This window comes from Nioella aestuarii, from assembly GCF_050896395.1.
GTDB classification, from domain to species: domain Bacteria; phylum Pseudomonadota; class Alphaproteobacteria; order Rhodobacterales; family Rhodobacteraceae; genus Nioella; species Nioella aestuarii.
The window spans coordinates 50491-74679 of sequence record NZ_JBPBBA010000017.1 but is presented as its reverse complement, the minus strand read 5'-3'; the positions used below and the strand labels follow the sequence as shown (position 1 = coordinate 74679).

General features: G+C 62.4%; 22 protein-coding genes and 1 tRNA gene. 20 read left to right on the top strand and 3 right to left on the bottom strand.

The genetic code is table 11. From position 1 onward, the window contains the following. The 3 genes from ACROHD_RS11470 to ACROHD_RS11460 all read left to right on the top strand — a co-directional run. A partial coding sequence (locus ACROHD_RS11470) for a HesA/MoeB/ThiF family protein (RefSeq protein WP_432677961.1) occupies positions 1-852 on the top strand: 852 nt, incomplete at its 5' end. Positions 853-914: 62 nt separating this feature from the next. Beyond that, positions 915-1709 carry a substrate-binding periplasmic protein gene (locus ACROHD_RS11465; RefSeq protein ID WP_432677960.1) on the top strand — a complete coding sequence of 265 codons (795 nt, stop codon included), beginning with the start codon at positions 915-917 and terminating at the stop codon, positions 1707-1709. A gap of 45 nt (positions 1710-1754) precedes the next feature. Further along, positions 1755-2555, top strand: a complete 801-nt coding sequence (locus ACROHD_RS11460; protein ID WP_432677959.1) for an amino acid ABC transporter permease — start codon at positions 1755-1757, stop codon at positions 2553-2555. A 51-nt stretch (positions 2556-2606) separates the two neighbouring features. Here ACROHD_RS11460 and hemE read toward each other — a convergent pair whose 3' ends face one another. Further along, a complete protein-coding gene (hemE, locus tag ACROHD_RS11455) occupies positions 2607-3635 on the bottom strand; it encodes a uroporphyrinogen decarboxylase (RefSeq protein ID WP_432677958.1) in 1029 nt (342 codons plus the stop codon). Between the two features lie 100 nt (positions 3636-3735). Between hemE and hemC the strand changes: the two genes are divergently transcribed. Further along, positions 3736-4701 (top strand): hydroxymethylbilane synthase, encoded by a 966-nt coding sequence (hemC, locus tag ACROHD_RS11450; RefSeq protein WP_432677957.1) that lies wholly within the window; start codon positions 3736-3738, stop codon positions 4699-4701. 73 nt (positions 4702-4774) lie between these two features. Here hemC and ACROHD_RS11445 read toward each other — a convergent pair whose 3' ends face one another. Further along, positions 4775-6190 carry an FAD-binding oxidoreductase gene (locus tag ACROHD_RS11445; protein ID WP_432677956.1) on the bottom strand — a complete coding sequence of 472 codons (1416 nt, stop codon included), beginning with the start codon at positions 6188-6190 and terminating at the stop codon, positions 4775-4777. 137 nt (positions 6191-6327) lie between these two features. On the opposite strand from ACROHD_RS11445, the gene ACROHD_RS11440 reads away from it, so the two are divergent. Further along, positions 6328-6404 (top strand) — tRNA-Met (locus ACROHD_RS11440). Positions 6405-6467: 63 nt separating this feature from the next. Here the strand turns inward: ACROHD_RS11440 and ACROHD_RS11435 are convergent. Further along, positions 6468-7340, bottom strand: a complete 873-nt coding sequence (locus ACROHD_RS11435) for a MurR/RpiR family transcriptional regulator (protein WP_432677955.1) — start codon at positions 7338-7340, stop codon at positions 6468-6470. 222 nt (positions 7341-7562) lie between these two features. On the opposite strand from ACROHD_RS11435, the gene ACROHD_RS11430 reads away from it, so the two are divergent. From ACROHD_RS11430 to ACROHD_RS11360, 15 genes are all read left to right on the top strand, one after another. Continuing rightward, entirely contained in the window at positions 7563-9050 is a 1488-nt protein-coding gene (locus ACROHD_RS11430; RefSeq protein ID WP_432677953.1) for an FAD-binding protein, read from the top strand. Next, entirely contained in the window at positions 9047-9451 is a 405-nt protein-coding gene (locus ACROHD_RS11425) for a hypothetical protein (RefSeq protein WP_432677952.1), read from the top strand. Before ACROHD_RS11430 ends, ACROHD_RS11425 begins: the two co-directional genes overlap by 4 nt. Then, positions 9451-10491 carry a hypothetical protein gene (locus ACROHD_RS11420; RefSeq protein WP_432677951.1) on the top strand — a complete coding sequence of 347 codons (1041 nt, stop codon included), beginning with the start codon at positions 9451-9453 and terminating at the stop codon, positions 10489-10491. The genes ACROHD_RS11425 and ACROHD_RS11420 overlap by 1 nt, the downstream gene beginning before the upstream one ends. Beyond that, on the top strand, positions 10481-10774 hold the full coding sequence (locus tag ACROHD_RS11415; protein WP_432677950.1) for a hypothetical protein: 294 nt from the start codon (positions 10481-10483) through the stop codon (positions 10772-10774). Before ACROHD_RS11420 ends, ACROHD_RS11415 begins: the two co-directional genes overlap by 11 nt. A gap of 66 nt (positions 10775-10840) precedes the next feature. Then, positions 10841-12565, top strand: coding sequence for a sensor histidine kinase (locus ACROHD_RS11410; protein ID WP_432677949.1), 1725 nt, complete (start codon positions 10841-10843; stop codon positions 12563-12565). Beyond that, positions 12562-13905 (top strand): sigma-54-dependent transcriptional regulator, encoded by a 1344-nt coding sequence (locus ACROHD_RS11405; RefSeq protein WP_432677948.1) that lies wholly within the window; start codon positions 12562-12564, stop codon positions 13903-13905. The genes ACROHD_RS11410 and ACROHD_RS11405 overlap by 4 nt, the downstream gene beginning before the upstream one ends. Positions 13906-13932: 27 nt before the next feature. After that, a complete protein-coding gene (locus ACROHD_RS11400; protein WP_432677947.1) occupies positions 13933-15072 on the top strand; it encodes an amidohydrolase in 1140 nt (379 codons plus the stop codon). An 11-nt stretch (positions 15073-15083) separates the two neighbouring features. After that, complete coding sequence (locus tag ACROHD_RS11395; RefSeq protein WP_432677945.1) at positions 15084-15638, top strand: hypothetical protein; 555 nt, start codon at positions 15084-15086, stop codon at positions 15636-15638. Between the two features lie 124 nt (positions 15639-15762). Next, a complete protein-coding gene (gene dctP, locus ACROHD_RS11390; RefSeq protein ID WP_432677944.1) occupies positions 15763-16773 on the top strand; it encodes a TRAP transporter substrate-binding protein DctP in 1011 nt (336 codons plus the stop codon). A gap of 81 nt (positions 16774-16854) precedes the next feature. Next, the gene (locus ACROHD_RS11385; RefSeq protein WP_432677943.1) at positions 16855-17490 is read left to right on the top strand and encodes a TRAP transporter small permease subunit; all 636 of its coding nucleotides are present in this window, start codon (positions 16855-16857) and stop codon (positions 17488-17490) included. An 11-nt stretch (positions 17491-17501) separates the two neighbouring features. Continuing rightward, a complete protein-coding gene (locus ACROHD_RS11380) occupies positions 17502-18902 on the top strand; it encodes a TRAP transporter large permease (protein ID WP_432677942.1) in 1401 nt (466 codons plus the stop codon). Positions 18903-19119: 217 nt separating this feature from the next. After that, positions 19120-20571: a xylulokinase gene (gene xylB, locus ACROHD_RS11375; RefSeq protein WP_432677941.1), complete on the top strand. Its 1452-nt coding sequence runs from the start codon at positions 19120-19122 to the stop codon at positions 20569-20571. Continuing rightward, positions 20568-21881: a xylose isomerase gene (gene xylA, locus ACROHD_RS11370; protein ID WP_432677940.1), complete on the top strand. Its 1314-nt coding sequence runs from the start codon at positions 20568-20570 to the stop codon at positions 21879-21881. The genes xylB and xylA overlap by 4 nt, the downstream gene beginning before the upstream one ends. A 7-nt stretch (positions 21882-21888) precedes the next feature. Then, positions 21889-22875: an aldose epimerase family protein gene (locus ACROHD_RS11365; RefSeq protein WP_432677939.1), complete on the top strand. Its 987-nt coding sequence runs from the start codon at positions 21889-21891 to the stop codon at positions 22873-22875. Continuing rightward, positions 22872-24164 (top strand): cytochrome-c peroxidase, encoded by a 1293-nt coding sequence (locus ACROHD_RS11360; RefSeq protein WP_432677938.1) that lies wholly within the window; start codon positions 22872-22874, stop codon positions 24162-24164. Before ACROHD_RS11365 ends, ACROHD_RS11360 begins: the two co-directional genes overlap by 4 nt. Positions 24165-24189 lie beyond the last annotated feature (25 nt).

The window sequence follows — 24189 nt, the reverse complement described above, 5'->3', positions numbered from 1 at the left end:
GTGGCGCTGGTGCTGGCCTATCGCGAGGGGCTGCGGCGGCTGCGCGTGCGGGCCGAGTCCGTTGAGGGCGCGCGCGAGGCGGAGGCTCCGAAACCTGCGGGCACGTTTTCGGCGGAAGAACTGGAACGCTATGCCCGCCACATCACCCTGCGCGAAGTGGGTGGACCAGGGCAGAAGAAGCTCAAGCAGGCCAAGGTGCTGGTGGTGGGGGCCGGGGGTTTGGGATCGCCCCTGTTGATGTACCTTGCGGCGGCAGGCGTGGGGCGGATTGGCGTCATCGACCATGACGAGGTGGACCTGAGCAACCTTCAACGGCAGATCATTCATACGGATCAGTCGCAGGGAATGCCCAAGGTGTTTTCCGCCCGAGAACGGATGCTGGCGCTGAATCCGCACATCGATGTGCGCCCCTATCACCGCAAGCTGACGGTGGAGATCGCGGAGGAGCTGTTCGCAGAGTATGACCTGATCGTCGATGGCACCGACGCCTGGCCCATCCGTGACCTGATCAATCGCGCGGCCGTGGCCTCAGGCAAGCCCGTCGTGTCCGGCGCGATTTCGGCCTGGGAGGGGCAGGTGACAATCTATGACCCTGCCCATGGTGCGCCCTGCATGGCCTGCGTCTTCCCCGAGGCCCCGGCGCCCGGCATGGCCGCCACCTGTTCGGAAACCGGGGTGATCGGCGCGCTGCCAGGTGTCATCGGCGCCATGATGGCGGGCGAGGTTGTTAAGCTGATTGCAGGTGCGGGTGAGCCGCTGCGCGGACGGATGCTGATCTATGACGCGCTCTATGCGGAAACCCGGCTGATCAAGATGGCGCGAAATGAAAACTGCCCGGTCTGCAGCGGCTGACCCTTGCGTGTTGCAGGGGCCGCGCCATACTGCCCGTCATAACAAAACAGGGAGTCCTTCCAATGAAACGCCTTGCTGCCGCCGCGCTGGCCTTTGCCACGCTGGTCCCCGTATCCGCCCATGCCGATGGCCACATGCCCAATCTCGACGGCCGCGAAGTGGTGATCGTCACCGAAAACGCCTATCCGCCGCTGCAATTTGTCGATCCCAACACCGGCCAGCCCGCAGGGTGGGAATATGATGCGATGGAGATCATCGCCGAGCGGCTGAATATCGAAGTGGTGTACGAAACCATCAGCTGGGACGCGATGATTGCCGCCGTCTCGGAAGGTCAGTTCGACATGGGAATGACCGGCATCACCATCCGCGAGGATCGGGCCGAGATGGTCGATTTCTCCGACAGCTACATGACCAGCCAGATGCGCATGTTGGTGCGTGCCGGGGAAACCCGCTTCTCTGATGCCGAAAGCTTCGCTGCAAATGACGATTTCCTGATCGGCAGCCAGGCGGGCACGACGCCCTTTTACGTAGGGGTCTACGAGGTGCTTGATGGGAACGAGGCCAATCCGCGTATCCAGCTATTCGAGACCTTCGGCGCCGCTGTGCAGGGCCTTCTGACAGAGGATGTCGACATGGTGCTGACCGACGCCACGGCGGGCGAGGGCTATGTCCGTGCCAACCCCGAAGGGCTGGCCATTATCGGCGATCCGCTCGGCACCGAGGATTTCGGCTTCATCTTCCCACGCGGGTCGGATCTTGTCGGTCCGATGAACGCGGCGATTGCGTCCATGCGCGAGGATGGCACGCTCGACGAGCTGAACCAGCGTTGGTTCGTCGATTACAGCTTCGGCGGCTAAGCCGTTTCTGCCCCGGTCCGCATTGGGCCGGGGCGCATCACAGGCATGATCCCCTCCCCCCAAAACGACAAGGATTTCCCCTGGTGGTTGCTGGCCGTGGCCGGGCTGGGGGTGTTTGCCTTCTGGCAGGTGCTTGCTGATGATCAATACCGGCAAGTTCTGACCACCCTTCAGCGCGGTATCTGGATAACCGTTTTCGTCACCTTGGTGGCCTTCTTCACGGCGGCATCGGTCGGGCTTGGCTTGGCTCTGGCCAGCCTGTCCCGATCGCTCATCCTGCGCCAATGCGCGCGGTTCTATGTAGAGGTTATTCGCGGCATCCCGATCCTTGTTCTGCTGCTCTACGTGGCCTTCGTGCTGGCCCCGGCGATGGTCGCGGGATGGAACTGGATCAGCGGTCAGATCGGCCTAGACCCGATCCGTACCCGTGACTTCAGCCTTCTGTGGCGCGCGATCCTGGCGCTCTCCATCGCCTATTCAGCCTTTCTGGCCGAGGTTTTCCGGGCCGGGCTGCAATCGGTCGACAAGGGCCAGATCGAGGCTGCGGAAGCCCTTGGCCTCAACCGCCGCCAGCGGTTCCGCCACATCGTCTTTCCACAAGCGATACGGGTGATCCTGCCGCCCCTTGGAAATGATTTCGTGGCGATGGTGAAGGACAGTTCGCTCGTCTCTGTCCTCGGGGTTCTCGATATCACGCAACTGGGCAAGGTCACGGCGGCGGGCAACTTCCGCTACTTCGAAACCTATAACGTGGTGGCGCTCATCTACCTGACCATCACCATTTCGCTTTCGCTTATCCTGCGTCGTCTCGAAAGCCGCCTGCGAAAAAACGAAAGTGATCGTTAGCGATGCAGCAGGGCAGACCGGCACGGTACTCCCCACCCGAGGACGCGACGCTTAACCGTTTCTGACCGTGTCGATCATAAGCTGCACGTTTTCGGGATCAGCATCGGGCGTAATGCCATGGCCGAGATTGAAGATATGAGGACCGTTCCGAAACGTCTGCACGATGCGGCGGGTTTCATCGATCAGCGCCTGACCTCCCGTCACCATGTGCCCCGGCGCAAGATTTCCCTGGATGCAGCTATCGGGTTGCAGGGTTTCCGCGGCCCAATCGGCAGAGACCGAGTTGTCGATGGCAAGGCAATCGGCCCCAACGGCTTTGGCAAAGCCGACATACTTGTCGCCCGCTTCGCGAGGGAAGGCGATGATTGGCAAGCCGGGATGGCGCGCTTTTAGCTCTGATATGATCCGTTTCGCGGGGGTAAGCGCGTATTTGTCAAAGGCATCGCCCTTCAACGATCCGGCCCATGAATCGAAGAGCTTCACCACCTCGGCCCCGGCCTGCACCTGCATCGACAGGTATTCGATGGTGGATGTGGTCAGCAGGTCAATCAGCGCCTCGAACGTCTCGGTGTCGCCTTCGCGCAGGGCGTGTGCCGGTCCCTGGTCGGGCGTACCGCGCCCTGCGATCATATAGGTGGCCACCGTCCAGGGGGCCCCTGCAAAGCCGATCAACGTCGTCTCTGCGGGCAGTTCCCGCGACAGGATGCGCACGGTTTCGTAGACAGGCGCGAGGTGATCGTGGATATCGTCCTTGCCCTTCAGTGCGCGCATCCCTTCCGGCCCGGTGATCGTCGACAGGCGCGGCCCCTCGCCGGTAACGAACCAAAGGTCCGCCCCCAAAGCCTGCGGCAGCAGCAGGATATCTGCAAAAAGGATGGCTGCATCGAACCCATAGCGCCGGATCGGTTGCAACGTGACCTCGGCTGCAAGGTCGGAGTTGTAGCATAGCGACAGGAAATCCCCGGCCTCGGCCCGTGTGGCGCGATATTCCGGCAAATAGCGTCCTGCTTGCCTCATCATCCAAATCGGCGGGGTGGGCAGGGTTTCACCGGCTAGGGCGCGCAGCAAGGTCTTGGTCATCGTCGGCCTCCGTCACAGTCGGCGCACCCTTTTACGCGCGGCCCCCGGTGTCAAGCAGGTCGCGTTGTCACGGGGGCAAACTGCGGCTAGGAAGGCTGGTATGAATCACACTCTGCCCACCCCCGACCAACCGCTCAAGATCGGCACTCGCGGCTCTCCGCTGGCGCTGGCCCAGGCGCATGAAACGCGCGACCGGCTGGCCGCCGCCTTCGACCTGCCACAGGAGGCGTTCGAGATCGTGGTGATCAAGACGACCGGCGACAACCGGGCGCTGATCGAGGCTGACAAGCCGCTGAAGGAACTGGGCGGCAAGGGCCTGTTTACCAAGGAAATCGAAGAGGCGATGCTGGCGGGTGCCATCGACATTGCGGTGCATTCGATGAAGGACATGCCGGTCGCGCAACCGGCCGGGCTGGTTCTGGACTGCTACCTTCCGCGTGAAGACGTGCGCGATGCCTTCGTCTCACTCACTCATGCCAGTCTTGCGGATCTGCCTCGTGGCGCGGTCGTGGGGTCGTCATCGCTGCGCCGCCGGGCGCAGCTACGCGCGCGCCGACCCGACCTGACGGTGGTGGAATTCAGGGGCAATGTGCAGACCCGTATGAAAAAGCTCGGCGATGGCGTGGCCGATGCCACGTTCCTGGCCATGGCCGGGCTGCGTCGTCTTGGCATGGCCGAGGTCGCCAAAGCACCGATCGCGGCAGAGGATATGCTGCCCGCCGTGGCGCAAGGCGCCATCGGGATCGAACGGCGCGACAGCGATGCCCGCGCTGCCGACATGCTCGCGATGATTCATGACCGGGACACCGGGCTGCGGCTGGCTGCCGAACGCGCTTTCCTCGCCGGGCTTGATGGCTCCTGCGAGACGCCCATTGCCGGGTTGGCAGAGCTTGACGGCACCCACCTGCGCCTGCGTGGAGAGATCCTGCGCCCGGACGGGTCCGAGGTGCTGACAGATGAAGTGATCGTTAACGCCGCTGACGGGGCAAAGGCCGGATCAGAGATGGCCACCCGTCTTCGTGACCGGGCCGGGCCTCGCTTCTTTGACTGGATCAGTCAGAACTGATCACACCTTTCAGCCTGGTGAAAGACCCGCGGGAAGCCGCATATCTACGGGGGCAGGACGGATCATCACCCGATCAAGGAATGACCTTGCCGGGGTTCAGAATGCCGTTGGGGTCAAGCGCCGCCTTGATCCGCCCCATCACCGCAAGGGCTACCGGGTCTTTATGTGCGGCCATCGCCGCGGACTTCAGCACTCCCACGCCGTGTTCTGCCGAGAACGAACCGCCAAGTGCGATCACCTCTTCCTCCACCGCCCGGCTGATTGCCTTCATCAATGCCGGATCCGGCGAGGAAGGCCAGCCGGCAAAATGCAGATTGCCGTCACCCAGATGTGCAACGTTGAGAAACTCGACCCCCGGGTCCAGCGCCCTGGCCCGCATCTCGATCCGCTCCAGAAGCTCCTGCATCAGGTCCGGGCGAACGGCAACGTCATTGTCCACAAAGGGCAGTTTCAGCAACGCCAGTTCCGCAGCCGCCTCGCGCCGGGCCCACATCTCTCCGCGTTGTGCTTCGTTCTGGGCGACCACCGCGTCCTGCACCTGACCTTTCTCGAAGGCGCGCTCCAGCACCCGCTCCAGGTGGGCCGCGATCGGGACCACCCCGTCCGGTCTGGGAATGGCATCCCGCTCTGCGACGGCTCCAACCTCGACCAGAACATTCACCTCGTGGCGCGCGTCGAACGGCGGGCGTGCATCGGGAAAGCGGGTCAGATGCGCATCAATATAAGGGCCGGGCATGTATTCAAAGGCCTCGACCGCACCGCCGGTTTCCGCTTGCAGTTCGTATAGCAGTGCCACCGCATCGCTGACTGTTTCCGTGGCAATCATGGCCGTTGCATAGGCTCTGGGCTTGGGAAAAAGCTTCACCACCGCTGCTGTTATTATCCCCAGTGTCCCCTCCGCCCCGATCACCAGATCGCGCAGGTCATAGCCGGAGTTGTCCTTGTGCAGCGCGCTCATCAGGTTCATCACCTCACCCGTGGGCGTCACCACCTCGACGCCGAGGCACAGCGCGCGGGCATTTCCATAGCGCAACACGTTCGATCCGCCCGCATTGGTCGACAAGGCGCCCCCCAGCATGGCCGAGCCGCGGGCCCCGAAGAAAAGCGGGAAGATCAGCTCATGCGCCTCTACCGCCTCATGCAGATTGGCCAGGATCACCCCGGCTTCTGCTACCGCGATCCGCGCCTCCGGACGAACCTCCCGGATCCGGCTCATCCGATCCAGAGAGATCATGACAGCCCCCTCTGCGCGCGTGCCGCCTGCCATGCCTGTATTGCCAGACACGGGCACCACGGGCACCTGTTGGTCATTGGCCAGTCGCAAAATCGCCGCGACTTCCTCGACCGTATCGGGCCGCGCCACGGCCAGCGGGGTCCAGCTGACCTCGCCGCTCCAATCTGTCGACCATCGCGCCATATCAGCACCGGTCACTAGCCTGTCCGGGCCGACGATCTGTTCAAGGCGGGTCAATGTCTCTGTGTGATCCATGGGCTCAGATTGCGACCAACCTGCTGTCATCGCAAGAGGCGGCGTAGCTTTCGTTGATCCCGCCGACCCGATTGCCGAGAAAGCTCGATTTTCCGTCTTGACGCCACTCCGTGCCTGTCATACCTAGCCCCCCGTTCGGCGGTGTAGCTCAGTTGGTTAGAGCAGCGGAATCATAATCCGCGTGTCCGGGGTTCAAGTCCCTGCACCGCCACCATCCCCCCATAGCTGTCATCGGAATATGCCGCCCGACGCGTATCGGCGGGGCCTGACGCGTATCTCAGGATCCGGTGACCGTCGGAATACGAGGATCGGAGTCGTCTTTCTGCACACGCGCCGCGACGGCAAGCGCCAGGGCCTGTGCCAGGCACATGGGTGCAGCAAGCGAGCGTGAGAAGCTGTAGTCATGCTCCGGCACCGGGAAGAGGACGGAAGCGGATTTGGCAAGCGGGCTCAGGGTGCTGTCCGTAACCGCAACAACCGGAATTCCGGCGGCGGCGGCCTCGTCTACGATATTGACCACCTCATTGGCGTAGAAACGGAAGGACACTGCGAACAGCACATCGCCGTTGCGCATCGTCCGCCCCACATGGGTGGCCAGCCCGCCGCCGCTGTCCAGAAGGATACAGCGTTTCCCAAGCATCGTCAGGATGTAGCGCATGAGCTCCACCACCGGTGCTGACCGCAACTGGCCCACCATATAAATCACCTCTGCTTCGTCCAGAAGCTTCGCGGCACCGGTCAGATCCTCGGGGTTGATGGCGGCCACCAGATCCTGAAGCGAGGCAATGTCTCGCACCACAAGATCCCTCAGGAAACCGGCATCGGATCCATCCGAAGCGGCCGAAAGCTCAGCGTCCAGTGCTTTTACACGCGCTTCGAACCCCGGTGCGGCGGTGGAAAGGCGCTTTTGGAACAGCGCCTGAAGCTCTTTGAAACCGGAATAGCCAAGCGACTGTGCGAAGCGCACGAAGCTGGAGGCATGGATGCCGCAATGCTCGGCAATCGCATTAACCGACAACACGGCCACGTCATTGGGGTTTTGCGTCAGATAGAGCGAGATTTTCTGGTATGTCTTGCTCATCTGACCGTGGCGGTCGTGAATCAGTCGGATCAGGTCCTCGTAATCCGCTGGTGCCGTGGCTGACGCCATTGATGCCTCTCCTGCTCTCACTCCGGTCGCGCAATGCTGTGGAACGATCTGCAATGTCTATTGCAGTCGGAGAGTGTTCAAGTGAATTGTTTCAACTTCTGCCGCGTCACGCGGTAAGGTCGGGTCAGGATATCCTGACTCGCGCATCAGTTGTGCGATTCCTATCTGTTTTTCATCCCGGCGCTTCCGGGCCGCAGAATGACTGCAAAAAGGAAGACAGCCATGAGCACTATTTCAAGACGAGCCTTGTTGCTTGGGGCAGGCGGTGTTGCCGGATGGTACGGAGCGCGCCAATTTGGCAGCCACCTGCCGGTGCTCAATGGAGCGGGGATGACGCAGGCACCTGCGGGCGTCGGCATTCTGAATGACGCAAGCGGCCTGTCTGCCACACCCATCCATCGCCACATTACCTTGTCACAAGATCCGGGCGAGGCGCTGATTGCGGCGATCCGGTCCGAGATCCGTGAGGCATCTGCTGACGGTCGCCCGGTCAATATCGGGGCGGCGCGACACTCCATGGGCGGGCAGGCCATCCCGCGAGAGGGCCATGCGATCACCTTTGACAATGGAATGGTGGAGCCCGACACAGCCAACGGCACCTACCACACCCATGCCGGTGCCCGCTGGTCGCAGATCATCGCGGCGCTCGATCCCATCGGGTTCTCACCCAAGGTCATGCAGTCGAACCACGATTTCGGCGTTGCCGCCACGTTCTGCGTCAATGCCCATGGCTGGCCGGTGCCCTGGGGCCCGATGGGGTCGACCGTCCGCAGCTTCCGCATAGTGCTGCCCTCGGGCGATATGGTGACCTGTTCGCGCACGGAAAATGCCGAACTCTTCACCATGGCCATGGGCGGTTACGGGCTGGTGGGTGCGATCATAGACATGGAGGTCGAGATGGTTCCGAACCAGCGGCTCCTGCCCAGTTTCGAGACCATGCCTGCGGGCGATTTCCCTGCCGCGTTCGATGGCGCAATCCGCTCGGGCGAGGTGCCCATGGCCTATGGCCGCCTAAACGTGAATCGTGACCGGTTCTTCGAGGACGCGCTCTTGGTCAGCTACCGCCCTGATCCCGACCAATCCGACCTACCCGCCGCCGAAGGCTCTGGCATCATGTCCCATCTCGCCAGCTATATCTATCGCTGGCAACTTGGGAACGAGCCGATGAAACGCCTGCGCTGGTGGACGGAGACCGTGGTTGGCCCTGCTCTTGGCGACGGGCCTGCGACACGCAACAGCCTGATGAACGAACCCGTGCAGACGCTCGATGACCGCAACCCCACGCGCACCGATATCCTGCATGAGTACTTCGTGGCCCCCGACCGGTTTGACGATTTCCTGACCGTGTGCCGAGAGGTCATCCCCGGATCGTATCAGGAATTCCTGAACGTCACCCTGCGCCACGTGGCGCGCGACGATGAGAGCTGGCTGTCCTATGCGCCTGTAAACCGGATCGCCGCGGTCATGAGCTTCAGCCAGGAAATGACACCTCGGGCCGAGGCCGACATGGCCCGTATGACACGTGAGCTTATTGACCGAATGATCGACATCGGCGCGAGCTACTACCTTCCCTACCGGCCCCACCCGACCGTTGATCAGCTTGTCGCCACCTACCCGCGCGCGCCGGAATTTGCGGCGGCGAAACGGGAACTCGACCCGGGTCTCATCTTCCGCAACAATCTCTGGGACAGCTATCTGGGGGCGTTATGAACATCCTGCAAAAGATCTGTATCGGCTATTTCGTGGCGCTGATGATTGCGGCGTCGCTGAACTACATCCCCGGCCTCACCGATGAAAACGGGCTTGCCTTCGGGATCTTCGCGCTCGATATCTTCGACGATTCCCTACATGTGGTTTCCGCCCTTTGGGCCTTGGCATCGGGTCTGATTTCGTCTCGCGCCGCGCGGACCTTTCTGATCCTATTTGGGGCGGCCTATCTGGGCGACGGGATCTTCGGCTTCTTCACCGGTTGGGGCTATTTGGATCTTGGCATCTTCACCAACGAGTCCCTTGGCATGTCCTTCACGTTACCCCGTATCCTCGCCAACCTGCCGCATCTGGCACTTGGCGGCTTCGCGCTTTGGTCGGGGCTGAGGCTGGGACGTGGCTGATGCGGTTTCTGTGGCGCTGGCTGAAACGGTTGATCATCACGCTTGTCGTCGTGGTGCTGGGTCTGCTGTCGCCCGTGGTCTACGTAGAAACCATGTGCCGGGGGCAGGCGGTGGCGTCGGACTACACTGCGCTTCTGCCGCCTGAGCATCACCGCACCGAATCCCGCACACTGATGACCTACCCGGAATGGCATATCGTCCATGCCTATGATGACTACGCCGCGGTCATCCGCACCGGCGACCCGCATGATTTCAACTTTCTACAGGCGATCACTGGGTACTGGTCGTCGCTTTGTGCCCTTACGGAAGCCTCCGCCGCCCATGGCGGGGTCGACGGCCCAACCCGGCAGATGGTTCACGTGATCGGAGTCAGCTTCACCGCCGAACTGTTGCTGAAGGCCGCTTATGAGGAAACCGTGGGGCGCGTTTTCACGTGGCTGCGCGGGACGGAACGGGCACCGCTAGATGAACTCTCCGCAGATCAGGCGGGCCGTTACGCGCGTTTCCTGCAACAGGTGCCGTGGTATCGGTGGGACTTCGCCGCCGACGCACAGGCGCTGCGGGATACTGCGGGCGATTGCCTGCGCGACCGGGAACGGGCGCTGGCGCTTGGCCTCGAATTCAGTGCCAAGGCGGCCTATGCGCGGGTCATCGCGGCAGCAGTCGCCAGCACGGGCTTTGACGAATTGCGCCTGCGCATGATCGTCACCGACCTGCCCGAGCCCTTGCCGGAGGTGGACATCATCGCCGAACGCCCCGAAGGCCTGGAGCTGGAAACCCCCCGCTACCGGGAACTGACCTATCTGATGGCCCAGATGGCCGGGTCGGGCGTGGATTTCGTGGAGATTGCGGGCAATGACGACATCCTGCTGACGGTGACTTCTGCCGAACCCGAATTGCCAGAGGCTCTGCACAGCTTCGCCCGGCAAGGCTATGGCGACTATCGCCACCTCTTGCTGATCCCAGTGACAGACTTGGCGGATACGCTGCGGGGCCTCGATGCGCGCGGCGTCACGCTGGAGCATATCCATGATTATTAAGCGGCTGGCCATGGGGCTGCCCCTGCTGCTTGCCAGCTGGCTGCTTGTCCTCACCCTCGTGATGCGCTTTTCCGATGCTGCGCCGGGGGCGGTGGTGCTGTTCCCGCCCGCAGGGTTTGTCGCCAACCTCCCTGCCGATTTGTCGGTCGTTGCGGCAAGCAGCTTCACGGTGACACTGGTCAGCGAACGCCCCGACATGGCCCGCCGTCTCTACAGTGCTGGCGCACCCTGGGTGCTGCCCGCTGGCCTTCCCGGCTGCCTGCCCTTGCCAGCCCCGCGTTGATGGCGTTTTGACATCCCCGCTGCATCGGCTAAGCCTGTGCCTTGATGATACCAGCCGGGGAGGGGCATGAACGTCACCCGCACCATCTTGTTCTCAGTGCTGTTCCTGGCCTTCGCGTCAGGGGCCTATGTGCTGTCGTCCCGCTATTTCCGCTCTGAGGAGGTGACGCGGGCCGAGGGGCGCCTTTCGCTCTACCGCTCGACCGTGGTGGCAGAGCTTGACCGGTTCTCGCATCTCACTTTCGTGCTGGCCCGCGACCCGTTCGTGATGGAAACCGCAGGCGGCGGTCCGACCGCGCCTTTGGACGGGCGACTTGCAAGCTTCGCCAACCAGTCCGGGCTCGATGCGATCTACCTGATGGATTTCGAGGGACTGACGATCTCTGCCTCCAACGCGGGCAGTGCCACCAGCTTCGTTGGCCAGAACTATTCTTTCCGGCCCTATTTTCAGGAAGCGATTGAGGGCGGGCAGGGCCGGTTCTACGGCATTGGCGCCACCACGGGTTTGCCCGGCTACTTTATCGCCGATTCCGTGGTGTCCGATCTGGGTGAGGCCCTGGGCGTCATCGCCATCAAGATTGACCTTACCCGGTTGGAAAACAGCTGGCGCGAGGGCGGCGAACAAGTGCTGCTGACCAATGCCGACGGGGTGGTGCTGCTGGCTTCGAACCCCGATTGGCGTTACCGCACCCTGACCCCCCTTGATGCCGCTCAGCGCGATTCGATTGCCCAGACACGCCAGTTTTCCGGCCAGCCGCTCGACCCGCTCGATTGGCGCGAGGGCGAGGGGGACAGCGCGGTGATTGCGGGGTTGGAGGTGATCCATCTGGCTACCACCGACCTGCCGCATGGCTGGCAGCTGCACTATTTCGCCAGCACCGATCCTGTGACAACGCGCAGCTGGCTTGCGACGGTTCTGGCCGTTGTCATCGCCGGCGGCATGGCGCTGGTCTTCCTGATGCGCCGCAATGCCCAGACCCAGGCCGCCCTGACCGCGCTAGAGGCAGAAGAGGCCGAACTGCGCCGTGCCTATGACCTGCTGGCGGTTGAGATCGAAGATCGCCGCGCAGCCGAACGCCGCCTGTCGCGCACCCGCGATGAACTGGCGCGTGCCAGCCGGCTGGCGGCGCTTGGTGAACTCGCCGCCTCGGTCACGCATGAGTTGGGCCAGCCCATCACTGCCATGCGCAACCACCTTGCGGCGGCGGAAATCGGGGGGGGTGCGCGTGCAATCCCGCAATTGACCGGTCTGGTCGAGCGCATGGAGGGCATTACGCGCCAGCTTAAATTCTTCGCCAATCCCGGCGAGGATTCCCTGCAACCTGTCGACCTGGTCCACGCAATGCGTGAGGCGCTGAAACTGGTTGCACCCAATATCGAGGTGCATCACGTTATTCTTATAGAAGAAATAGCAGGCGATCCCGTTGTGGTCCAAGGCAACGCACTGCGTATAGAACAGGTGATGGTGAACCTCCTGCGCAACGCCATCGACGCCATGGAGGACAGCGCCTGCCGCGATCTGACCGTGCGTGTCGGGGCAGATGCTGGCATCGCCTGGTTCGAGGTGGCGGACCGGGGCCATGGATTGGGCCAGTCCAGCCTGCCGGAGTTGCAGGAACCCTTTGTCACCAGCCGGGAATCCGGGCAGGGCATGGGGCTTGGCCTCGCCATCTCTGCAGGGATCGTCAAGGAACATCACGGCGCCATGACCGCCCGCAACCGCGACGATGGCGGTGCAGTGTTCCGTGTCGAAATCCCACTTGCCGAAACCGCAGAAGAAGCCGCCGAATGAGCAGCCCCGACACCGCGCTGTCTGTTCTCATCGTAGATGATGACAAATCCATGCGAGCCTCTCTTGTCGATCTGCTGGAAGCAGCTGGTTGGCGGACCGAGGCGCTGCCGCGTGCCACGCAGGTGGCCGAGCTGCTGCCAAACTTGATGCCCGACGTGATCCTTTCGGATGTGCGGATGCCCGGTATGTCCGGGCTGGAGCTGCTGGACAGCCTCGACCGCGCCACCGCGCCGCCCATGGTGCTGATCTCCGCCCATGGTGATATTCCGATGGCGGTGCAGGCGATCCAGAACGGGGCCTACAGCTTCGTCGAAAAGCCCTACGACCCGCGCCGCCTTCTATCCATCCTGCGCCATGCAGCTGAACAGCATCGCATGGCCAAGGGCACCGCGCGGCTCAAGGAACGGCTGGCGCGGCTCTCGGGCCTCGACCGTGTTCTGCTTGGTGGAACCGGCGACATCTCCCGCGTCCGGCAGGATGTTCTGGACCTTGCCGATGCGCCCGCGCCGGTGCTGTTGCAGGGGGAAACCGGCACCGGAAAAGAGGTCGTGGCCCGCGCCTTGCATGATCTTGGCACGCGTGCCGATGCACCATTTCTGGCGCTCAATTGTGCAGCTATTGCCGAGACGACGTTCGAGGCCGAGATGTTCGGCGTGAAGGGAGAGGCCACCGGCCGTCTCGTGACGGCAAATGGCGGCACGCTTTTTCTCGATGAAATCGCCGCCTGTCCATTGCCCGTTCAGGCCAAACTGCTCCGTGTGATCGAGGAAAAGGAACTGACCCCAATCGGCGCGTCGAGCCCTGTGAAGCTCGACCTTCGGGTGATCTCTGCCACCAACGAGGATGCCGATCAGGCCGTGGCGACGGGGCGTTTGCGCCAGGACCTTCTCTACCGTCTCAACACCGTGGTGCTGCCCTTGCCGCCGTTGCGCACACGTCGCGACGATATCAGCCTGCTCTTCACCCATTTCCTGACCCAATATGCCCGCGTTTACGAGGTCGCCGTACCCGATCTGACCCATGATGACATGGCGGCGCTTCTGGCCCATGACTGGCCCGGCAATGTGCGAGAGCTGCGCAACGCCGCTGAACGCCGGGTGCTCGCCGCCCGTCGTGGGCGCGGGTCGGTGGCCGAGGCGATCCGGTCGGATCAGGCGATGGAGGACGTGCCCGACACCCTGCGAGAGGCTGTCGCCGTTTTTGAGCGTGAACTGATCGGCAAGGCCATCAAGGCCCATGGGGGACGCATGGACGCGGTGGCCGAGGCGCTTGGCATCGGGCGCCGGACGCTCAATGAAAAGATCGTCAAGCTCGGGCTGGACAAGGACGCGCTGCTTTAGTCTGGTCCCCCGCAAAGGAGAGCGCCGATGAAAGATCTCACTCGGCAGATGACCGAATGGCGGCACGACCTGCACCGCCACCCAGAATTCGGGTTCGAGGAAACGCGCACGGCCGCTTTCGTCGCTGAAACCCTGCGCAGCTTCGGGTTGGAGGTTGCAGAAGGCATCGGCGGCACCGGCGTCGTGGGCACCCTGAAACGCGGCACCTCGAACCGGGCGATTGCACTGCGCGCCGATATGGATGCGCTGCGGATCACGGAAGCCACCGGGGCCGAATATGCCTCGCAAACCCCCGGGACCATGCATGCCTGCGGTCATGACGGGCATACCTCGATGCTGCTCGGGGCCGCGAAACTTCTCGCTGAGGAGGGCGGTTTCGACGGCACCATTCGGTTCCTGTTCCAACCGGCGGAGGAATGGGGGCAGGGCGCGCTGTCGATGCTGAATGACGGGCTTATGGAACGCTTCCCCTTCGACGAGATCTTTGGGTTGCACAATATGCCCGGCCTGCCAGTGGGTCACTTTGAGACTCGCCCCGGCGCGATCATGTCGGCCGAAGACATCTTCGAGATCACGCTCAGCGGCCAGGGCGGCCACGCCTCCAGCCCCCATTGGGGGCGCGAGGTCATGGTGCCTGCCTGCGCGCTGGTAATGGATCTGCAAACCATCGTCTCGCGCCGCATCGCGCCCACGCAGACTGCTGTCGTGTCCGTTACCGAGCTGATCACCGACGGCACCCGCAACGCGCTGCCCGGTCTCGCCCGGATCCTTGGTGATGCCCGAAGCTTCAGCCCCGATGTCTCGTCCACGATTGAATCGGAAATGCGCCGGATCGCGGCAGGGATCGCCACCCAATACGGGGTTGAGGCGCAGGTCAGATATGACCGTGAATTCGTCCCCACGATCAATGACCCGGAACTGGCCGAAGCGATGATGCAGGCCGCTGCCGCTGTTTCGACAACCACGGCCATCCGCCCGGAGCCCATGACCGGATCAGAGGATTTCGCCCGCTTCCTGACCCATGTTCCCGGTTGTTTCGCCTTCATCGGAAATGGCGAAAGCTCCGCCCCCCTGCACGCGCCGGACTACGATTTCAACGATGCAGCTCTGATGCATGGCACACTGGTCCTTTCCGCCATTGCGCGTGCGAGGCTGCCTGAAAGCTGACCCCCGCGACATTGACCGACGTCAAAGATATCCGGCAGGAATTCCTGTCTGATCGGCCCATGACGCAGACACCGCAGATCCATGCTCGACATCGCCTTCTGATGGGCCTTCTGTTCCATGTCACGTGGCTGTCCGGCCCCGCCCTTCTGCCGCTCTATGGGCTTTATGCCCGCGCCTCCCTTCAGGCGCGGGGCGTAGAAGTGGTATCGCTGGCGCGCGGGATCGAGCTGCTGGTCCCGCTCGCCATCTGGGCGCAACCGGCATTCTTCGTTGTCGCCATCATCACCCGCAACCGCATTCGCAAGATGGCTTCAGCCGATCCCGGCGCATTTCGACTCGGCATTTACATGGGCTTGGGGGCCTATGCCGGGCTGGTGCTGGCGCATGGGTGGTTCATGTTGGCTATGCTTCTTTACGACGGGCCCGGAGGTGCCGCCGAAGCCGTCTACATGATCATCGCGCTTTGGATGATCTCGATCCCTTACATGATCATGATCACCGGTTTTGCCGCACTTGTCGGGGCTGGTCTGGTCTGGGTCCTCTTTCGTCGGCTGCACGGCAACTGAGTTGCACCTTGCGGAAATCCGCAGGGCCCGATCCATCCCCCATGCAATTTCCTTCATAGGCAGAGGCGCATGGCTCGGCATACTCCCCCCATCCACGAAATGTGTGATCAATTGGGAGGAAACCATGAAAAAGACACTCACGGCCACCGCAGTGGCCGCAGTTACCGTTAGCTTCGCAGCCGAGGCATTGGCCACCGAATGGAACGTGTCGGTCTGGGGTGCGCGCCGCGCCTTCACTGAGCATGTTGAACGGCTGGCGGAACTGGTCGCCGAACGCTCTGGCGGCGAATTCACCATGAACATTTCCTATGGCGGCCTCTCCGGCAACCGTGAGAATCTTGACGGTATCTCCATCGGTGCCTTCGAAATGGCCCAGTTCTGCGCTGGCTACCACGCCGACAAGAACCCTTCGATCACCGTCCTGGAACTGCCGTTCCTTGGCATGGGTTCGCTTGAGCAGGAGGCCGAGGTCTCTATGGCGCTCTACCAGCACCCCGCCGTTGTGGCCGACCTGGCCCGCTGGAATGCGATGCTGCTGATGCCATCGCCGCTGCCACAGTATAACTTTGTTGGCCGTGGCGATGCGCCTTCGTCGGTTGAGGATTTCGCCGGCATGGCCGTGCGGGCAACCGGCGGTATCGGTGCGGCCATGTCCGCGATCGGTGCTGTGCCAACCTCGATGACCGCGACGGAAGTGCGTCAGGCAATGGATAGCGGCGTTGTGCAGGCTGTCAGCTTCGCACCTCATGCGCATATGTCCTTCGGCACTATCGAAAACGCTGAGTGGTGGACCACCAACCTGAACCCCGGCACCGTGAACTGCCCGGTTGTCGTGAACACCGATGCGATGGACGCCCTGACCGACGCCGAGCGCGAGATTCTGATGGGCGCGGTTGACGATGCGCTTCAGCACTATCTCGACTACTACAACGATCAGACCATGGCCGCTTGGGGCCCGGCGCTGGAAGAACGCGGGATCGAGCAGATCACCTTTGGTGAAGCCGAACTCGCAGCCTTCCGCGAGGCTGCCGCAGCCCCCGCCGCCGCTGCATGGATCGAAGAGAACACCGCCCGCGGCCTGCCCGCACAGGAGCTCTACGATTTCGTCACCGGCCTGATCGCCGAGGGCAACTGAGCCCCGGTGTCTGACGATCCCGCCCGAACATCCTTCGGGCGGGTTTTTCTTTCGGGAACATCCATTCAAGGAGAGCCATAAATGGCCGGAGCTTCCCTCGTGCTGTCGGATGACAGCCTCGTCAGTAGACTAGACCAATCCCTGCTGTGGCTGGAACGCAAGATGGCGCTGGTCAGCGGGCTGGCGGTGTTTTCGCTGATGATCCTCGCCGTGATCTCGGTCGGCGGACGCAACTTCTTTTCGCAGCCGATCCCCGGCTATGTGGACTGGATCGAACAGGCCATGCCGCTGATTGCGATCATGGGTATCGCCTATACGCAACGCGAAGGCGGCCATATCCGCATGGACCTGCTGGTCGGCAACCTGCGCGGACGCCCCATGTGGGCGGCAGAGTTCGTGACCACATTGGCAATCCTGATCCTGATGGTGCTGCTTGTTTGGGGATCCTGGGCGCATTTCCAGCGCAGCTTCGACTTCAACGAACCGTGGTGGAGCCGTGACAGCTCGATGGATATCCGACTGCCGCTCTGGCCTGCCAAACTGGTGGTGCCGGTGGCTTTCTTCGTCATTTGCCTGCGCCTTGCGTTGCAGGTCTTCGTCTATGGCCGGGCACTGATCCGGGGCGACGATCAACCCGTTGGCGTGCCGCTTCATGCCGATACCGCCACCCAAGCCGCCATGGAAGCCGCCCAGGTTTCCGGCCGCGACGACGATTAAGGTGCACTGACATGGAACCCATTCAAATTGGCCTCATCGTTTCGGGCGGTATGCTGGTGCTTGTCATCCTCGGTATGCGCGTGGCCTTCGCCGCCGGGCTTTCGGGGCTCTTCGGCCTGATCTGGATCTTCTGGAGCCGCCGGGGCTATGACCCGGAGGATTTCATCTGGGCGCTGACCGTCGCGGTGAAAACGGCGGGGCAGGTGCCCCATTCGAAGATCTCCAGCCAGGCGCTCAGCCTGATTCCCACGTTCATCCTGATCGGATACCTTGCCTATCACGCGGGACTGACCAAGGCGCTTTTCGAGGCCGCCAAGCGTTGGTTCGCCTGGGTGCCGGGGGGGCTGGCCGTGTCAACCGTCTTCGCGACGGCGGGTTTTGCCGCCGTGTCAGGCGCATCGGTCGCCACATCCGCCGTCTTCGCCCGTATCGCGATCCCGGAAATGCTGGCTATCGGCTATGACAAGCGCTTTGCGGCGGGTGTCGTCGCAGCGGCAGGTACACTGGCCTCTCTGATTCCGCCCTCCGCCATCCTCGTGATCTACGCGATCATCGTGGAACAGGATGTGGGCCGACTGTTGTTGGCTGGCTTCATCCCCGGTGTGTTCTCGGCGGTGGTCTATACGCTGTTGATCGTCGGCATGGCCGTGACGATGAAGAACTTCGGCCCGCCCGTGACCGGCTTTACCTGGAAGGAACGTTTCGCGTCCCTGCCGCCCGCCTTGCCGATCGTCGCCGTGGTCGTGATCATCATCTTCTTCGTCTACAACCCGTTTGGCGGTGACGCTTGGGGCACGCCGACGGAAGGCGGCGCGATCGGGGCGTTCATCGTCTTCCTCATGGCGCTCTACAAGGGAATGCGCTGGCCGCAGCTGAAAGAGGCGTTGCTGGAAACCGCCAAGCTCTCGGTCATGATCTTCACGATCATCTGGGGCGTGCTGATCTATGTCCGCTTCCTTGGCTTCGCAGATCTGCCCGGCGCCTTCGCTGATTGGCTGACGACGCTGCATATGTCTCCGATGCTGATCCTGATCTGCATCCTTCTGGCCTACGCTGTGCTGGGGATGTTTATGGATGCGATCGGGATGCTGCTGTTGACCCTGCCCGTTGTGTTCCCGGCGGTGATGGCGCTGAATGGCGGGATGAACGTGACAGCAGAGGCAAGCACCTTCGGCATGTCGGGCACAATGTGCGCGGTCTGGTTCGGCATCCTCGTTGTGAAGATGGCAGAGTTCTGCCTGATCACGCCCCCCATCGGACTCAACTGCTTTGTGGTGGCGGGCGTGCGGGATGACCTCAGCGTGCAGGACGTGTTCAAGGGGGTGACGCCCTTCTTCATCGCCGACGCAATCACGATCGCACTTCTGGTTGCTTTCCCATGGATCGTGCTTTGGCTGCCAAGCCAGATGTAGCCTGATCATCTATAAGAATAGGAAGCGGCGGCCCGGGCATCCCAGGCCGCCGTTTTCGTGTTCCTTATGCACAGGGGGTGTACGGGGCGCGAACGGGTGGCACCGGGTGTTTTCGGCCATCGGGCGGACGCGGGGACTTGACTCGCACGGTTCTACGTGAAATTAATTTAGACATAAAAATAAATGCGGTGCCGGGGAGGGTGCCGTGGGAGGACTCATGTATCTCGGACTTGATCTGGGCACGTCAGGGCTGCGCGCCGTGCTTGTCGATGCCGCCGGCACACTTGTCGCCGCTGCCGAACACGCCGCCCCCGTCAGCCATCCAGCGCCGGGCCATAGCGAACAGGATCCGGCCCACTGGATCGACTGTTGCCGCGCCGCCGTGGCCAAGCTGAAGGCAGAGGCATCACAGGCCCTGTCCGCCGTGCGTGGCATTGGTCTGTCTGGCCACATGCACGGCGCGACCTTGGTTGATGCATCTGATAATGTCCTTCGCCCCTGCATCTTGTGGAACGACACCCGTTCCAACTCTGAGGCGGCGGTGCTCGATGCCGCCCCAAATGTGCGAGACTTGTCGGGCAATATCGTTTTCCCTGGCTTCACTGCGCCCAAGCTTCTTTGGGTTGAGAAGCACGAGCCAGAGGTTTTCGCGAAAGTCTCCAAGGTCCTGCTTCCAAAGGATTACCTGCGTTTCTGGCTGACTGGTGAACACGTGTCCGATATGTCCGATGCGGCAGGCACAAGCTGGCTGGATGTGGGAAAACGGGAATGGTCGCAAACCCTGCTGGACGCAGGTCACATGCGCGCGGATCAGATGCCGCGTCTTGTGGAGGGTAGCGAGGTCTCGGGCCATTTGCGCGCCGAGCTGGCCGCCGAATGGGGCATTTCGGGCCCCGTTGTGGTGGCCGGTGGCGGCGGGGACAATGCCGTTGCGGCCTGCGGCGTTGGCTGCTTCCGCGAAGGCGACGGCTTCGTGTCGCTTGGTACGTCTGGCGTATTACTAGCGGCAAAGGACAGCTTCGCGCCGGCCCCCGAAACCGCCGTCCACAGCTTTTGCCACGCGGTGCCTGACACATGGTACCAGATGGGCGTGATCCTGGCCGCGACCGACTGTTTGAACTGGCTGGCCAAAACACTAAACGACAGCCCCGCCACGCTTGCGGGTCGGTTGCCCGACACCATCACCGGCCCGTCGGGCACGCTGTTCCTGCCCTATCTTTCGGGCGAAAGAACCCCACACAACGACGCCGATATCCGCGGCGCATTCGTTGGTCTCGACATCGGTTCCAGCCAGGAAAACTTGGCCCAATCCGTCATGGAAGGCGTCAGCTTTGCCCTTCGGGATTCGCTCGAGGCTCTGAAGTCTACCGGCACCAACCTAGACTCCGTTCTGGCCATCGGCGGTGGCACCGGATCGCGGTTCTGGCTGGAAAGCCTTGCCACCATCCTGGACCTGCCCCTGCGCCTGCCCGCCAAGGGAGATTTCGGTGCGGCGCTTGGTGCGGCGCGGCTGGCCATGGTCGCGGACGGCGCCGATCTTCACGACACAATGACACCTCCGCAAGTGGCGGAAACCATCGACCCGCGTAGTGACCTGCAATCAGCTTATGACGAAAGCTATGCCCGCTACCGCGCCCTCTATCCTTCTATTAAGGCAGCACTGACATGAGCACCGGCTTTTTCCGCGATATCACCGAAATCCCGTTCGAAGGCGCCGATAGCGCCAACCCGCTGGCCTTCCGCCACTACAACCCCGACGAGATCGTCATGGGCAAGCGCATGGAAGACCACCTGCGTTTCGCCGCCTGCTACTGGCACAACTTCGTCTGGCCGGGAAACGACCCTTTTGGCGGGCAGACCTTTGAGCGCCCGTGGTTCCCAGCCGATACGATGGCGCAATCGAAGCTCAAGGCTGACGTGGCCTTCGAAATGTTCAGCCTGCTGAAAGTGCCCTATTTCTGTTTCCACGATTTTGACATCCGCCCCGATGGCGCCAGCTTTGCCGAGAATCGCGATACGCTGAACCAGATCGCGGATTACTTCGCCGAGAAGATGGAGCAGACCGGCGTCAAACTGCTTTGGGGCACTGCCAACATGTTCTCCAACCGCCGCTTCATGGCGGGGGCGGCGACGAACCCCGACCCGGATGTCTTCGCCTTTGCCGCCGCGACGGTGAAATCCTGTATGGATGCGACGCATCGTTTGGGCGGCGAGAACTATGTTCTGTGGGGCGGGCGTGAAGGCTACGAAACCCTACTCAACACCAATCTTGCACAAGAAGACGCGCAGTTCGGCCGCTTCCTCAACATGGTGGTGGAGTACAAGCACAAGATCGGCTTCGAAGGGACCATCCTGATCGAACCCAAGCCGCAGGAACCCACCAAGCACCAGTACGACTACGACGTGGCCACCGTTTACGGCTTCCTCAAGCGTCACGGGCTGGAGGGCGAGGTGAAGGTGAATATCGAGCAAGGTCACGCCATTCTGGCCGGCCACAGCTTTGAGCACGAGATTGCTTTGGCTTCGGCGCTTGGCATCCTTGGCTCGATCGACATGAACCGCAACGATTACCAATCCGGATGGGACACGGACCAGTTTCCCAACAATGTGCCGGAGGTTGCGCTCGCTTATTACCACATCCTGCAAGATGGCGGCTTCACGACTGGCGGTACCAATTTCGACTCCAAGCTGCGTCGCCAGTCGCTGGATCCCGAGGATCTGTTGATTGCCCATATCGGGGGCATGGATGTCTGTGCCCGCGGCCTGAAAGCTGCTGCGGCGATGATAGAGGACGGCACCCTGCCGGGCTTTGTCGAGGATCGCTATGCCGGATGGTCCACGCCGGAAGCGCAGGCGATGCTGAATGGTGAACGCACGCTGGAAGACATTGCCGCACGCGTCGAGGCAGAGGGGATCAATCCGGCCCCGGTGTCCGGAAAGCAGGAGTATCTCGAGAACGTCGTGAACCGCTTCGTCTGAGAGCGCAATGCCAGATCCCGGTGATATCCGAGAGTTTAGATTGGAGGACGGGGGCGTCGTGCTCTCGCTCCTCAATCTAGGGTGTATCACGCGAGGATGGTGGGTGCCCTTGAGTGGCACCTCGGTGCCGGTTGTTCTGGGCTATGACGACCCTGCGAACTATGTCAGCAACCCGACCTATATGGGCGTGATCGCAGGCCGTGTGGCCAATCGCATCGCGGGCGCTCGGTTTTCGCTGGCAGGACAGGAGCATTTCCTGAGCCCAAATGAAAATGCGCACCAGTTGCATGGTGGGGCAGGGGGGCTGCATTCCCGGATCTGGCGGGCGGAGACAGAAGGCGCAAAGGCCGTTCAGTTCAGCTATAGCTCGCCCGATGGCGAAGAGGGCTTTCCCGGACGCGCCGATTTCACGGTGACCGTCCGGTTGGACGGCCCGCGCGTCACCTATGACATGGTTGCGACGGTAGACCGGCCAACGCCCATCAATCTGGCGCAACACAGCTATTACAGTCTCGGGGTTGATAAGCTTGCGCAGGTCGCGCGGTTCATCTGCGTAGCCGACAGATATACGCCTGTCGACAGGGATCTGATCCCGACTGGGGCGATCGTTGGCATTGCCGGTACGCGCTATGATTTCCGGGCAGGCGCGGTTCTGGGTCGCCGGGACCCGGATGCTGAGGGGATTGACCTCAATCTTGCACTGCCCGAGGATCGTGACCCGGCACAGCCGATGGCAGAGGTTCTGGCCCCGAATGGTATGCGCCTGCGCATGTGGTCGGACCAACCGGGGCTGCAAGTCTATACCGGGCATGTGCTGTCTGAGGTTGACGGTGCCCATCACGGCCAACGCATCACCCCATGGGCGGGGATCGCGCTGGAACCGCAGGGCTTTCCCAATGCCGTGAATTGCCCCACATTCCCCTCGATCATCGTCTCGCCGGATCAGCCCTATCGCCAGCGGCTGACGGTCGAGATCATGGAGGTCCCAAAATGAAATGGTTGCCACTTGCCCTGATCCCGCTTCCCCTGCTGGCGCAACCGGTCTTTCCGCCCGCAGAGTTCGTCGAGACCGAGCCTGCCCGCGTGGAGCTTGGGCATCTGTTGTTCTACGACCCGATCCTGTCGGGCAATGAACAGGTCGCCTGCGCCACCTGTCATCATCCGCGGTTCGGCACCTCTGACGGGGTGTCTTTGTCCCTCGGGGACGGGGCAAATGGGCTTGGTCCCGCCCGGACAGCGGACCCCGACAACATGCCCGAGCAGCGGATTCCCCGGAACGCGCCGGCACTGTTCAATCTTGGTGCCACCGAGTTCACACATATGTTCCATGACGGGCGGTTGGAAGCCGACCCGACGCGTCCCAACGGCATCCGCACCCCTTTAGGCGACGCGATGGCGGAAGGGTTCGATTCCGTGCTGTCTGCGCAGGCAATGTTCCCCGTGCTGTCCGCGGATGAAATGGCCGGGCATTATTCCGAGAACCCGATCTCACAGGCCGTGCGCATGGGGCACCTGTCGCTTTCGGGCGGGGCCTGGGACCAGATTGCAGCGCGGGTGGAGGCGGTGCCGGAACATCGTCAGCGGTTCGATGCGGTTCTAGGGGTGGGCGAGCCAATCCATTTCACGGATATCTCGAATGTCATCGCGGACTTCATGCGGTTCGAATGGCGCGCGGATCGCAGCCCGTTTGACCTGTTTCTTGCCGGAGAAGCCGCGCTTCCCGATGCGGCGTCGCGTGGGATGGAATTGTTCTATGGCGTCGCGGGCTGCGCCGAGTGCCATTCAGGCCGTTTCCAGACCGACCATGGGTTTCACGCGATAGCCATGGTGCAGATTGGGCCGGGCAAGGCGGCTCGGTTCGAAAGCCACGCCCGCGATGAGGGGCGGATGCGTGTCACCGGAAATCCGGATGATGCCTATGCATTCCGCACCCCGAGCCTGCGCAATGTGGCGTTGACCGCACCCTATGGGCACGCGGGGGCCTACGCGACGCTGGAGGGGGTCATCCGGCACCACCTTGACCCGGTCGGATCGCTCTACGCCTATGACCGGAGCCAGGCTGTGCTGGCCGAATTGCCGGGGGTCGAGGACTGGCGTATTCTGGACGACCCCGAAGAGATGGCAGCGATTGCCGCAGCGAATGAGCTGATGCCGATGGAACTGAGCGACGCTGAGATTGCGGATCTCGTCGCGTTTCTGCAGGCGCTGACGGATCACTCTGGCGCGGACGGGCGGCTTGGTGTGCCTTCAACGGTGCCTAGCGGGCTGCCGGTGGATCAGTAGCGGGGAAGGGTCTTGCAAGACCCTT